The organism is Nostoc sp. CENA543 (assembly GCF_002896875.1).
In the GTDB taxonomy this organism is placed as follows: domain Bacteria; phylum Cyanobacteriota; class Cyanobacteriia; order Cyanobacteriales; family Nostocaceae; genus Trichormus.
Genome location: NZ_CP023278.1, coordinates 2,577,142 through 2,590,956, shown reverse-complemented (window position 1 = coordinate 2,590,956; position 13,815 = coordinate 2,577,142). Strand labels below are relative to the sequence as shown.

Sequence of the window (13,815 nt, the reverse complement as noted above, 5' to 3'; positions counted from 1 at the left end):
TAATCAGTTCAATAATTTAACTGATGTATACAAATATCATTTTATGTTTATATAACTATAAAACCATTTATAGTAAGGAGTCTCATGGTTAATAGCCTTGCAACCCCAGAGCCACAAACTCTGAAGCCAGGAATTAAAGCACCTGTTCAAGAAACTTTATTAACACCCCGGTTTTATACTACCGACTTTGACGCAGTGGCGAAGATGGATATTTCAGCCAATGAGGCGGAGATTCGAGCCATTGTAGAAGAACTGCGGGCGGACTACAACCGCCATCACTTCGTTCGAGATGCAGAGTTTAAGCAAAATTGGGATCATATTACAGGGGAAAAACGCCGCGCCTTTATTGATTTCTTGGAACGTTCTTGCACTTCGGAGTTTTCTGGATTTCTCCTATTTAAAGAGCTATCACGCCGCATTAAAGACCGCAATCCCCTATTGGCTGAGGCCTTTAATTATATGGCACGGGATGAGGCACGCCATGCGGGATTTTTAAATAAATCGATGGCAGATTTAAACCTTTCCTTAGACCTAAATTATTTAACCAAGAAGCGCACATATACTTTTTTCCCGCCAGAGTGGGTGATTTACACCGTCTACCTATCGGAGAAAATTGGTTACTGGCGTTATATTTTGGTGCATAAGCATATGCAGGAGCATCCAGAATACCAGTTTTATCCTCTGTTTCGTAAATTTGAGAGTTGGTGTCAAGACGAAAATCGCCACGGAGATTTCTTTAAAGCCGTATTGCGATCGCAGCCCCAATTATGGAAAAGTTGGAAAGCTAAGTTATGGATACGCTTTTTCTTATTAACTGTATTTGCTACCCACACAATGACAGTATTTGAGAGAGCCAGCTTTTACGAAGTCATTGGTATCCATCCCCGCAAATACAATCAAAGAGTCATTCAAGAGACAAATAATACCTCTGCTAGAGCATTCCCTGTAATTTTGAATACTAATCATCCCGAATTTTTCTGGCGGTTAGAACAGTGTTCCGAAAATAATCTGAAGCTAGCAGCCATTAACAATAGTAATTTGCCTAATTTTGTCAAATTCTGCCAAAGAATCCCGCCTGCTTTGGCGATTTTTTGGAACATGTTACGTTTGTACTTAATTAAGCCAATTGATACTGAAGCTACACGCAACACGGTGATGTAATTTGGGTTCAGCACAAATTAGGCAAATCTCTGCGTAAATTGCCAATTTTTACCAAATTCAGCATCCCAAAAAATGGTTAAATTTGAATTTGTATTGCTATTCCAGAACCTACCGATTTTTTGCGCCTTTGCGCCTTTGCGCGAAACATAAATCATCCCATTAATCAGCAACGCCAAAATATAATATCTTCTGTTATTGCGTTAGCGAAGCGGGACGTTCGCGCAGCGTCTCGGAGAGAAGTCCATTGCGAATTGCGAATTGCGAATTGCAAATTGGTATTACACCCCCCTATTTCTTGATTTAAATAAGCGCATTCCATTTGCAGTCACTAATAAGGAAGTACCTGTGTCTGCTAAGACGGCTACCGCTAACCCAACAACACCCAACGTTCCCAAGAGTAGAAATAAAGCTTTAGTGACTAAGGAAAAAACTACATTCTGTTGAATCACAGATACAGTTCGACGACTTAAATCCACTGCATAAGCAAGCCGTCTCAAGTCACCACCAACCAGCACTACATCTGCTGTTTCTAAGGCAATATCAATTCCACCCACAGCAAAACTGATATCTGCCGCCGCTAGAGCTGGTGCATCATTAATCCCATCCCCAATCATACCTACCACCCCAGAACGTCTTAGCTGTTGAATTGCTTGGAGTTTATCTTCTGGTAAGAGTTCGGCTCGATATTCTGTAATCTCAACTTGTTGGGCAATTTGCCTAGCCACCCGATCGCGATCGCCTGTTAGCATGACTAGCTGCTTTAACCCTAGTCGCTTGAGTTGTCGGATGGCTTCTGTTGCTTCTAAACGGATACCATCAGACAGCGCGATCGCTCCTAATATTTCTTGTTTTGTTCCTACGATTACCGGAATTTGACCAAGTTGTTCAATTTCTGCCAACAGAGTTTCTACTTCACCAGATAAGGAAATACCTTGCTCGGAAAACAACCGTCGATTACCAACTAAATAAACTATTTCACTCCAGATTGCCTGAATGCCTTTCCCTGGTAGTGCTGTGAAGTTCACCGGTGTTTCCAAATCTATGCTCAGTTCATCAGCTTTAGCCACGATAGCCTTTGCTAGTGGATGTTCTGAGTGTTGCTCTAGGATGGCGGCAATTTGTAACACTTGATGGGTACTGTGATTTCCCAGACTATAAATCTTTTGTACAATCGGTAGCCCTTGGGTAATTGTACCTGTCTTATCAAAAGCCAGAGTAGTCAGATGTCCGGCTGTTTCTAGTGCGTTACCTCCTTTAAATAACACTCCTTGACGAGTTGCTGCACCGATCGCACTCACAATGGAAACTGGGGTAGAAATGACTAAAGCACAGGGACAAGCAATGACTAGCATGACTAAGGCTCGATAAAACCAGACATTCCCAGGTTGAGCAAATACCAAAGGCGGAATGAGCGCGATCGCGATCGCAATCACAATCACAATCGGGGTGTACACTCCAGCAAACTTATCTACCCACTGCTGAGAAGGTGCGCGACTACCTTGGGCTGTTTCTACTAAATGGATAATTTTAGCTACAGTCGTATCCTTTACAGTATGTGTAACCTTGATTTCCAAAAAGCCTGATTGATTTAACGTCCCAGCAAAAACAGTGTCGCCTGCTTCTTTATCTTCTGGGATTGATTCTCCCGTAATTGGAGACTGGTCAATAGCACTGCTACCAGAAACAACTATGCCGTCTAACGCTACGCGTCCACCTGGTCTAACTGTCAAAATTTCCCCAACTTGAACATTTTCCACGGGAACTGTCACTTCTTGATTCCCTCGTTTGACGGTAGCTGTGGGTGGAGTTAAATCCATGAGGGCGCGAATTGCGTTGCGGGTGCGACCAAAGGTCAAGACTTGCAATGTTGTACCCAAAGAGAACAAAAAGACAACTAACGCCCCTTCAAACCAGTCACCTAAAATCAATGCACCGATGACTGAAATAGTCATGAGCAAATTCATATCAGCCCGGCGCAAGCGCAATTCCAAGAAACCAATCCGTGCAATGGGATAGCCTGCAATCACTATACCAACGCCATAAAAAGCTCGTGCTATCCAAATAGGTAAGGCTAAATATTGCGCCAGTAAACCCAACGCTAACCCCACACCTGTAAGAATGACACCCTGTCCCCGGCGGTTAGTAATCCAAAATTTCCAGTTTGTGGGATCAGATTGCTGTGGAGTAGTTGAAACTGCATCTTGATGCTGATGGTGGTCATGGTCATGATCACAGTTATGTTGTAGCGATTGAGTATCAGCTATTTCCACCAGTGAATGACTATCGCTGTGATGAGCATGATCGTGACTACAACCACAAGAATAAGTTTTCTGCTCTGACTCTACCTCAGCACTTTGTTCTACTGTGTAACCTAAAGCCTGAATGCGATCGTAAATAGTTTTTAAACCCAAATCCTCTGGATTGTAGGATATCCTGACTTTGCCTGTAGCGAAGCTAACTGATGCTTCCGTAACACCGCGTAATTGTTGCAAACCAACTTCTATCGTCTTGGCACAACTACCACAATCCATACCGTTCACTTGGAGAATCTGGGTTTTCAGGGAAGGAGTTTGAGTCATAGCAATTTGCAGGTGACAAAGTTAATTACCATGTGACTTACGCACTTGCAGCAACAATCTTTCATCGTCGCCAGTGGATATTAGTGTCGGTCTTTTACAAGTATTTTAATACAACATATGAACATTTATTCAAGTGTACAATGTTTTAATTTTAGTTAAGATTGAGAGTAATAACCATTATTGGAAAGCAGCCTGATGAACAAGCAACAGAGTAAAAAAGAGTTGGAATTGGTTCAAAATGCCGACCTGCCGAAGTGTGACACGCATTTGGTACATCTGGATAATGTGCGGTTAATCCAAACACAAATCTTGTCTTCAGATCAGGCACAACAGATGGCAGAAATTTTTGGCATACTTGCAGATCCCAATCGTCTGCGGTTGATATCAGCTTTGGCTTCCCAAGAGTTGTGCGTTTGTGATTTAGCTGCTTTAACAAAAATGACCGAATCGGCTGTTTCTCATCAATTGCGATTATTAAAAGCGATGCGGTTAGTGAATTATCGTCGAGAAGGTAAAAATGTTTATTACAGCTTGGCTGACCATCACATTATTAATTTATATTCATCTTTAAAAGAACATTTAAATGAGTAGAATAATGAAATTTTTTACAAATTAGTAACCTGATTTTCTAAGAAAATAAGAAATAGATGTCTAAATTCAGTGGTCATTTCCAGAGTAAATCCACATAGGTTCTGTTGCACCTGCACGCTGGAAACCTACTTTTTTGTAGAAATTAATGGCTTGGTTTTCCGCCAGTAAAATATGCTGATGAAAGCCATCATAGCGAGCTATCAGCATTTTGATAATCTGACTGCCGATACCTTGATTTTGGTAATCTGGCAAGACTAATAAATGAGGATAATACACTACTAAAAAGCCATCTGAAATAGCATTACCCAAACCTACCAACTTGTCTTCATGCCATGCAGAAATGAGCGAATGGGAATTTATCAAAGCTTGGTAGAGTAAATCCGGTTTTTCTGCTGATGACCATTGATTAGCTTGATATAGGGTGAGAATAGTATTTTGGTTAATATCGTATGTATCTTTGTATTGGATAGATTGGGGAAATTTATTCATCATTTTCTATAGTGAATTTCTTTTCTGTTTTCAGAAATTGGGGAACACCGACGAGTGCTTGAAAATCTTGAAAACTCACTAAATCATGAAAATTAGCTGTTGTTCCCTGTTGTTTTAAATGCGTTAAACAATTAGTAAGAGTTTGGGTAACTGCTAATAAACCAGTTAATGGAAAAAAGACAATTTTAAAGCCTAGATTTTGTAATTCAGTAGCCGAAAGGGAAGGAGTTTTACCACCTTCAACGATATTAGCTACTAAGGGGATGTCAGGAAAAGCAGCTCTAATTGCTGTTAATTCTTCTACAGATTGGGGTGCTTCTACAAAGAGTATATCTGCTCCGGCAGCAATATAAGAACGACCACGAGCGATCGCTGCCTCTAAACCCAAAGGCGCACGGGCATCAGTCCGGGCGATAATCACTAAACCACTATCTCCCCGCGCCTCAACTGCGGCTCTGATTTTCCCGGCGTGTTCTTCCGTGGGGATGACTCGTTTACCTTCAAAGTGTCCGCACTTTTTCGGCCATTCCTGGTCTTCTAGCAACACCCCCGCCACTCCCAACTGTACAGCATCCTTAATAGTCCGCATCACATTCAGAGCATTGCCATAGCCGGTATCTAAATCTGCAATCAGAGGTACATTCACCGCTTGAGCAATGCGTCCAATACTATATAGGGTTTCTGTAACGGAGAGAAAACCATAGTCTGGTAAACCCAAGGTAGAAGCTGCAATACCAAAACCACTGGTAGCTATAACATCAAAACCTATATTTTCTGCCAACTTTGCACTTAAGCAATCATAAACACCAGGAATCACAATAATTTCAGGTTTTGCAAGTAACTGCCGTAGTTTTTGGCTAGAAGACACCATAAATAAGTAGAAGGATGTAAATATTTGTAGGTAGACAGCAAGGGAGCTTAGTCTTAATTGTTACTATATAAGAAGCGAGGGAATTTCAGAAATGAAATTATTTTTGTGTTCTAAATTGACGGTAAGAAAATTGTAAAAACACTCCCTTGGGGATAATTATCTTCAACCATAATCATACCGTGATGCGCCTCAATTGCCATTTTGCAAAAAGCTAATCCTAAGCCAATTTGTGAAACCTCGCTCATTCTTGTGCCAATCTCATACTTTTCAAAAATGCTTTGGCGTAAATTTGGCGGTACTCCTGAACCGGAATCGATAACTTGCAATTTAATATCTGTAGTAGAACATTCTGCTTTGAGGATAACTTGAGAGTGAGGAGGGGAAAATTTAATGGCATTAGAGAGTAAATTATCTAAAATGCGGCGAAAAATCGGTAAATCGACATTTACCATGCTTCCTGGATTGGGTAGTTCGCTGATCAGATGAAGATTCTTGTGGTGAGCAATTTCTTCCACATCCGCCAACGCCGACAGACAAAGCGTACCCAGTTCTACATCGTTGCGCTGGAGAACCATTTTACCAGATTCCAACTTAGCCATAATCAGCAAGCTATCAATCATAGATTGCATTTGTTGGGCTGCGAGAATAATTTTATGTGTCTTTTGTTCATGCTTTTCTGGTGATAGTCCAGGAATTTGCAACACTTCATTGGAGATGATAATGCTGGTGAGGGGGTTGCGTAAGTCATGTACGATCATATTGACCATATCTTCACGCAGATTCAGCAGACTCTGCAATTGATCATACTGGCCTTTAATTCGCAGCATAGAATTAACTCTGGCTCTTAGTTCCACACCATTGACTGGCTTACTAATAAAATCATCTGCCCCAGCCGCCATACATTTAGCCAAATCTTCTTTAGCGGTTAATGCCGTTACCATAATGATCGGAATTGTTTGCCATTGTCGTTCAGATTTAATTTTCCGACATACTTCCATGCCATCTAAATCAGGCATCATTACGTCTAACAAAATAACATCTGGCTGAAAACTATCAAGGCAATCAATAGCTTGTTGACCACTGGGGGCATAATGTAATTCGTAGTTTTCGCTATCAAGTAGAATTTCAATTACATCAAAGTTATCCGGTTCATCGTCAATTATTAAAATAGAATGTTGATGATTCATAATTAAATCTCTATTTTTTCAGAAGAATAGTTTATAGGGCAGAAGGAAGAAATAGTTTCAGCCTAGTTGCTTGTTATTAACTTTGTGGTGTTTTTGCTCACTGACTAATGCCAAAATTAGACATAGGGATAATTTAAAAGATAAAGGGGTTTAACAGTTATTTTTTGCCACTAAATTCTTTATCTAGTTAAAGATTTTTGAATTGTTGCTACGAGTTGTTTGAGTTTTACGGGTTTGGTTAAATATTCATTAGCTCCTGCGGCTAGACAGGTTTCGCGATCGCCCGGCATGGCTAGTGCTGTTAATGCAATGATAGGCAAATCCGCAAATTGCTCATCCTCACGAATGCGGCGGATGGCCGTCAATCCGTCCATCTCTGGCATTTGGATATCCATGACAATGAGGTCAGGACGTTGGGCATAAACTTGTGCAATGGCTTGTTGTCCGTCGTTGGCGATCGCTAATCGATATCCACGACTTTCCAGATAACCGGACATAGTATTGATATTGGCTTGATTGTCTTCTACTAGTAAAATCAAAGCAGAGGCCAAAGTAGATTTTGCTGTGACGTTAATCATTCCAGACTCATCATTAGTGGAACATTTGAGTCGCTCCAGGGTTGCTTGAAACTGAGTCCGGGTAATAGGTTTGACTAAATATGCAAATGCTCCCTCAGTTATGCCTTGAGTCCGTTCATCGACAACCGAAACGATCAAAACGGGAATTTCCTTGGTTTGTGGGTTGAGCTTGAGTTGTTTGAGGACATCCCAACCGGATACGTTGGGTAGTTGCAGATCCAAAATCACTAGTGCTGGGCGAATACGTATGACTTCTTCTAGCGCACCTTCACCCATTGGATAAACTAAACATTTGATGCCCATCTCCAGGAGATAGCGAGTGATTTGGTCAGCCGCAGCCATTGAATCTTCGATAACTAACACTGGGCTGTTGGGAGACAGGGAGTAATTTTTAGGCAATGGTGCGGTTGCTAACTTTGTTGGCAAAATATCACTGGTGATGTAAGGAATGCTCACCGTAAAACAACTGCCTTTTCCCAACTGACTGTCAACACAGACCGTACCGCCATGTAAAGTAGTAATTCTTTGTACCAGTGCCAGACCTAAACCAGTACCGTTATATTGACGATTGAGGCTGCTGTCTAGCTGCATAAAAGGTTGAAATAATTTGCCTATGTTTTCAGGAGTGATCCCAATACCAGTATCAGTGACACAGAAATTGATGTGGGGTATTGCTTGACACTTAACGCTTGATTGGGAAGACAAGCAAGAAATTGCATCTCCTGTACCCCTGCATTCCTTTTCCCCTGGTTCTTCCAGCCAGACTTTGAGTGTTACCGTACCGCCTTCTGGAGTGAACTTGACAGCATTGCTGAGTAAGTTAATTAGTACCTGACGTAAACGGCGATCATCCGCTTGGATACTGCCTAGATGATGGGGAATTTCCGTCAGGAGGCGAATACTTTTTTTCAATGCTACCTGTTTAATAAATACTAGACTGGTTTCACACAGGCTTTTAATGGGAATATCACTCAGTTGTAATTCTAACTTACCTGATTCAATTTTGGATAAGTCGAGGATGTCATTGATCAGTTCTAAGAGGTGTCTACCACTGCGTTCAATAGTGGCGATCGCTTTGGCTTGTTGTTCATTAATCGCACCAAACACACCCTCCTCAAACCCCTCCGACATACCCAAAATGGCATTGAGGGGGGTTCGCAATTCATGACTCATATTGGCGAGAAATTCGTCTTTGAGGCGAGTAGCACGGGCTAGTTCGGCGTTAGCATTGGCTAATTGTTCATTGGTTTGGCGCAATTTCTCTTCAGCGTATTTACGTTCTGTAATATCTTCATAGGAACCCAGAACGCCAATCACTTCCCCTGTAGCGTTAGTGAGAGGAATTTTGCTAGTTCTTAACCAAATGCTTGCACCATCGGGAGTTGCCATCGGTTCTTCATAGCCGAGTTTGGCTTTTCCCGTGGTAATCACTAAAGTATCGTCGGCACGATATATTGGTGCTTGTTGTTTCCAAGGCAGGTCAAAGTCAGTTTTGCCGATAATGTCGTCCGGCTGGGATAGTTGAGCATCATTAGCAAAGGCTGGATTGCAGCCGATGTAATTTAACTGGCAATCTTTCCAGAAGACACGTTGGGGAATGGTATCTAGGACTAGTTGCAGCATGGTGCGTGATGCTTGCAACTCTTGTTCTGCTTTTTGGCGATCGCGTAGCGCGGCTTGCTGTTCGCGCATATCGAATAAGGTGGCACGGCTGTATAAATAATTGCCCTCTGCATCTTTAACGGCAGCAGCACTGATCATGACTGGTAAAATTGTGCCATCTTTGCAGACCATCTCATACTCTAAATCCTTTGACCAACCTCTTTCTTTAAAACGAGGATAGTTTTCCTGAAAAGCTTGGCGGCTAGGTTCCGTAAAAAAGTTAATGAAAGGCTGACCAATCATCTCTTCATGAGAGTAGCCCAACCATTGCAATTCTGTTTCATTCACCCGCATGATTCGACCTGCACTATCTAGGGAATGGTAGCCACAGGGTGCTTTGTTATACAAATCTTCAACTTCACGGGCATATTTAGCTAGAGCTTCTTCAGCTTGTTTATGCTCACTAATATCAGTCACTCGCAATAAATTTAGGGTACGGCCAGCAATTACAATGGGTTTGGCAGCAATGTTTCCCCAGAAAACCTTACCTTTACAAGTAACATACTCAATTTCTTGACTCCAAAAACCTTTGGTTCGCATTTGAGTCACGATATTATCCATTTCTGCGGGAGAAAATTGGTATCTTTGGAGTTGATGCCCCTCTATTCCTAATAAATCCGATTTTTTGGCGGCTTCAAATAGTTCGACGGCACGCCGATTACAATCAAGAGTGATTAAGGTCACTGGATCAACTAAAAACAAAGCATCAGCCGATTCATTAAAAATGATTTCCCGCAAATCTCGGTTACGGATCAGTTCTTTTTCAGCTTGCTTGTGCGCCGTAATGTCAAAGTTTACCCCAATCATGCGTAAAGGTTGACCTTGGGGGTCACAATTGAGCAGACCGTAGGCTTTGATATAGCGAATTTCTCCGTTCGGTTGAATGATGCTAAACTCAACGTCGTATTCTTGACTGTTCTGCACAACTTGATCCATAATTGCCACGATATAATCGCGATCATCTGGATGCAGACAACTTAACCATGTATCCAGGGTAGGGTCAAAATCAACAGGACTGACTCCGTAGAGCTTGTACATCTGTTCATCCCAAATTTGCCTGCCTTTGACAAAATCATATTCCCAGATCCCAAAGCCTCCTGATTTGATGGCGAGGGACAATCTTTCTGAGAGATGATGCAGCTGTTCTTCTGCTTGTTTACGCTCTGTAATATCCGTCAGTGTGCCAATGTAGCCCATAATTGCACCGTTGGAGTCGGTTTCTGGTAGGATATGGCAATAAAACCAGTTGACGCTACCATCAGGGAGTAGATGTCTGCCTTCATTTTGATAGAGTTCTGGTTGACTAAATCCTTGTTGTAACCATTTTGTGAGTAGGCGATCGCGGTCTTCTGGGTGCAGAGCTTCTAGCCATCCTACACCCAAAGCAGACTTGATTGGTCTACCCGTCATCCTGCTCCAACGCTCGTTAACATAGACACATTGACCTGTATGATCTAAGCGAAAAATAGCTACGGGAGCGGCTTCAGTCAAGGTGGCATAGCGATGTTCACTTTCTCGCAGGGCTGATTCTACTTGCTTGCGCTCCGTAATATCGTAGTTAATGCCTACCATGCGTTGCGCTTTTCTTTGTTCGTTATGTTGTACCAGGGCGGAGGCATGGATATAGCGAATACTACCATCAGTCCGCACGATGCGAAATTCTACATCAAATTCCCGCCTTCCCTGTAGGGCATCTTGCAGGGCAGTTGCGGTTTTGTCCCGATCTTCTGGATGGATCAGCTTTAACCAGTCTTGATACTTGACACAAGTTTCAGAATATGGCAAATCGTACAAAGCATACATCCTCTCATCCCAATAGACATCATGGGTCAGATCCCAGTCCCAAGTGCCAATATCGGCTGATTTGAGTGCTAAGGTTAACCGATCTGAAAGATTACTTAACTGCTGTTCAGTTTGTTTACGGTCAGTAATGTCAAGGATAATGCTGATTAGCTGGCTAGGTTGACCATCGGCATTGAGGATGACTTCGCCCCGTGATAGTACATAGCGTAAACTCTGATCTGGCCGATGACAACGATACTCTAGTTCGTAACATTGACCTTGGGCGATCGCTTGTTGTACCACAAAATCTTGATGATGACGGTCATCAGGATGTATCCACTCCAGCATTTCACCATAAGTAGGCATTCCAGACTTAGGATCGCGCCCAAAAATGCGAAACACCTCTTGTGACCACAGGATTTCCTGGGTGTGTAAATCCATCTCCCAACTCCCCAAATTGGCGATTCTTTGAGCAGCCGCCAGGTTAGCGGCATTTTTGCGGAGTTGGGCATCTATCTGTTTTTGTTGTGTAATATCTTTGGCAATGCCGACTCCACCAATTACCTGTCCTTCGGCATTACATAGGGGTTGTACTGAGAGAGAGACGGGAAAGCATGAGCCATCTTTGCGAATAAAAGTCCACTCCTCTTTTTGATGTTCCGATGGGTTTGTAGAGATCAATTTTTGCCCTGGAGCAATTTCTCGTCCTAGTGCTTGTGCGTGTTGCTGAATTTCCTCTGGATCGTGGAACAAAAGAGGCGTTACCTGACCTACAATTTCCTCGGCTGTATAACCCAACATTTTTTGGGCGGCTGGGTTAAAGATTTGAATGATCCCCTGGGAGTCGGTAGAGGTAATGGCATAGTCGGTAGATGTGAGAATGGCTTGTTGTAAATTCAGCAGTTCAAATAACTGAGCTTCTGCCTGTTTACGTGTGGTAATATCCGTCTCTGAACCACTGATGCGGATGACATGACCGGCTTCATCCCACAGTGCTTGACCCCGATCTAACACCCATAAATATGAACCATCTTGGCACTTTACTCGATATTCTGCTTGGAAGAATGGTGTTTTTTGGGCGAAATGGTCATTTAAATCCGCCAGAATGCGATCGCGATCATCTGGATGAATATAGCTTGACCATGCTGCTAAATCGGGGCTAATTTCATCATCAGTAAAACCCCGTATTTGTTTCCAGCGAGCCGAAAAAAATAGTTCGTTAGTTTTCAGATTCCAGTCCCAGATGCCATCATTACTACCACGTAGTGCCAATTGCCAGCGTTCTTCACTTTCTCTTAAAGCTGCTGTGCGCTGTTCTACTCTAGCTTCGAGTTCTTGATTGAGTTGTTGTATTGCCTGTTGTGCCAAGATGCGATCGCTAATATCTTCCACTACACCAATAAAGTATTGCGGGTGAGCAAAAGCATCGCGGACTAGAGATACGGTCAGTTTAATCCAAATAATCGTATTATCTTTGCGGATATAGCGTTTTTCCATTGAATAAGTCGAAATTGCCCCAGCCAGCAGGATTTGTACTTGCTCTAAATCAGCCGCTAAATCTTCTGGATGGGTGATTTCTTGAAATCTCAAGGTTTTTAGTTCCGATTGGGAGTACCCAGTAATGTCAGCAAACCTTTGGTTAACGCGCAGAAATTTCCCGCTTAAGGACACATGACTAATACCGACTGCGGCCTGTTCAAAGGTACTGCGAAATCGCTCTTCACTTTCTCGGAGATTTTTTTCAACTCGGTAGCGTTCCCTGAGTTGTTTTTGGGCGATTTCGTAAGCACTAGCTTGTTGAATGGCGATCGCTATTTGTACTGCGAGTTGGTCTAATAGTTCTAGTTCTATTGCTTGCCATTGGCGCGGTGCAGTACATTGATGAGCAATTAATAATCCCCATAAACGATTGAGTACCACAATCGGCACAACCAGATTGGCTTTGACTTCAAATTGTTCGAGGAGTTGCACATGACAATCTGTTAAGCCTGCTTGGTAAATGTTATGAATCGCTCTTGTTTTCCCTTGGCGATATTCAATGCCCGCCCCTTGTTGAAAACAGGTATCCTGAATTTGTGCCTCTAAGCTGACTGTGCAACCAGGTAAAACCGATTCCGATACGACGGTGCCACTCATATCAGAGTGAAATCGATAGATTAATACCCTATCTGCTTGTAAAAATTGCCGGACTTCTGCGACTGTACTCGCTAAAATATCTTTGAGTTTGAGTGATTGCCGAATCCTTGAGGCGATCGCATTAATTAGTTGTTGTTGTTCCTGAATTTGTGCTAATTGCCGATATTGGTCTCGTTGTTTGAGGGCATCATGAATTGCTGCTTGTAGTCTAGTCGGACTGAGTTGAGGTTTGACTAGATAATCTTGCGCCCCGTTTTTCATTGCCCAAACGGCAGTTTCTATATCTTCATGTGCGGTTAAGAGAATGATTGCAGATTCTGTATGGCTGACAATTTTCCTCAGTTTTTCTAGGGAATCTAAACAATTGTCTCCAGATACAGGAGAATTCAGCAAAATTACATCTGATTTTCCCTCTTGACACCACGCTATTGCCTCTGTGGCGGTCTCAAACTCCAAAATGCGATATGTGTACACATCATCCTGCTGCAAACACTGCCGAAAACTCATCCAATCTTCGGTGTCATGATCAATTAATAGGATGGTAATACAGGCGCGTTGAATCATAATGGCTCGTCATGTTTCTCCTAACTGGTATCTCTGCTTGCAGAGGTCTTCAGAGAGGTTGATTGCTGCTATTTTTTAACAGGGAACTCTTTACAGGGAATAGACAGAGTATTTTGAATTGGTATCACATCTTGTCTCAACCTAGAAGTCGATAAATGTTAATACTATTTCATGTTGCTTTACACAAGTTAGTATTTTTACATTAATGTACTTAT

General features: G+C 42.4%; 7 protein-coding genes. 2 read left to right on the top strand and 5 right to left on the bottom strand.

Annotation, left to right across the window (positions count from 1 at the left end):
- Positions 1-84 precede the first annotated feature (84 nt).
- A complete protein-coding gene (acsF, locus tag CLI64_RS10725) occupies positions 85-1,161 on the top strand; it encodes a magnesium-protoporphyrin IX monomethyl ester (oxidative) cyclase (RefSeq protein WP_103137211.1) in 1,077 nt (358 codons plus the stop codon).
- Between the two features lie 278 nt (positions 1,162-1,439).
- On the opposite strand, the gene CLI64_RS10720 is transcribed toward acsF, so the two are convergent.
- Entirely contained in the window at positions 1,440-3,740 is a 2,301-nt protein-coding gene (locus CLI64_RS10720) for a cation-translocating P-type ATPase (RefSeq protein ID WP_103137210.1), read from the bottom strand.
- Between the two features lie 195 nt (positions 3,741-3,935).
- Here CLI64_RS10720 and CLI64_RS10715 point away from each other — a divergent pair, with 195 nt between their 5' ends.
- Positions 3,936-4,331, top strand: coding sequence for a helix-turn-helix transcriptional regulator (locus CLI64_RS10715; protein WP_103137209.1), 396 nt, complete (start codon positions 3,936-3,938; stop codon positions 4,329-4,331).
- A gap of 66 nt (positions 4,332-4,397) precedes the next feature.
- Here the strand turns inward: CLI64_RS10715 and CLI64_RS10710 are convergent, their stop codons facing one another.
- The 4 genes from CLI64_RS10710 to CLI64_RS10695 all read right to left on the bottom strand — a co-directional run bounded on the left by CLI64_RS10710 (position 4,398) and on the right by CLI64_RS10695 (position 13,600).
- Positions 4,398-4,823, bottom strand: a complete 426-nt coding sequence (locus tag CLI64_RS10710; protein WP_225977561.1) for a GNAT family N-acetyltransferase — start codon at positions 4,821-4,823, stop codon at positions 4,398-4,400.
- Positions 4,813-5,688, bottom strand: coding sequence for an oxaloacetate decarboxylase (locus tag CLI64_RS10705; RefSeq protein WP_103140675.1), 876 nt, complete (start codon positions 5,686-5,688; stop codon positions 4,813-4,815). The genes CLI64_RS10710 and CLI64_RS10705 overlap by 11 nt, the downstream gene beginning before the upstream one ends.
- A 113-nt stretch (positions 5,689-5,801) precedes the next feature.
- The gene (locus CLI64_RS10700; protein WP_103137207.1) at positions 5,802-6,878 is read right to left on the bottom strand and encodes a response regulator; all 1,077 of its coding nucleotides are present in this window, start codon (positions 6,876-6,878) and stop codon (positions 5,802-5,804) included.
- Between the two features lie 179 nt (positions 6,879-7,057).
- Positions 7,058-13,600 (bottom strand): PAS domain S-box protein, encoded by a 6,543-nt coding sequence (locus CLI64_RS10695; protein ID WP_103137206.1) that lies wholly within the window; start codon positions 13,598-13,600, stop codon positions 7,058-7,060.
- Positions 13,601-13,815 lie beyond the last annotated feature (215 nt).

Coding starts and splice junctions, on each gene's coding strand:
- CLI64_RS10695 (WP_103137206.1), bottom strand. CDS start 13,600: ATGATTCAACGCGCCTGTATTACCATCCTATTAATTGATCATGACACC.
- CLI64_RS10700 (WP_103137207.1), bottom strand. CDS start 6,878: ATGAATCATCAACATTCTATTTTAATAATTGACGATGAACCGGATAAC.
- acsF (WP_103137211.1), top strand. CDS start 85: ATGGTTAATAGCCTTGCAACCCCAGAGCCACAAACTCTGAAGCCAGGA.
- CLI64_RS10710 (WP_225977561.1), bottom strand. CDS start 4,823: ATGATGAATAAATTTCCCCAATCTATCCAATACAAAGATACATACGAT.
- CLI64_RS10715 (WP_103137209.1), top strand. CDS start 3,936: ATGAACAAGCAACAGAGTAAAAAAGAGTTGGAATTGGTTCAAAATGCC.
- CLI64_RS10720 (WP_103137210.1), bottom strand. CDS start 3,740: ATGACTCAAACTCCTTCCCTGAAAACCCAGATTCTCCAAGTGAACGGT.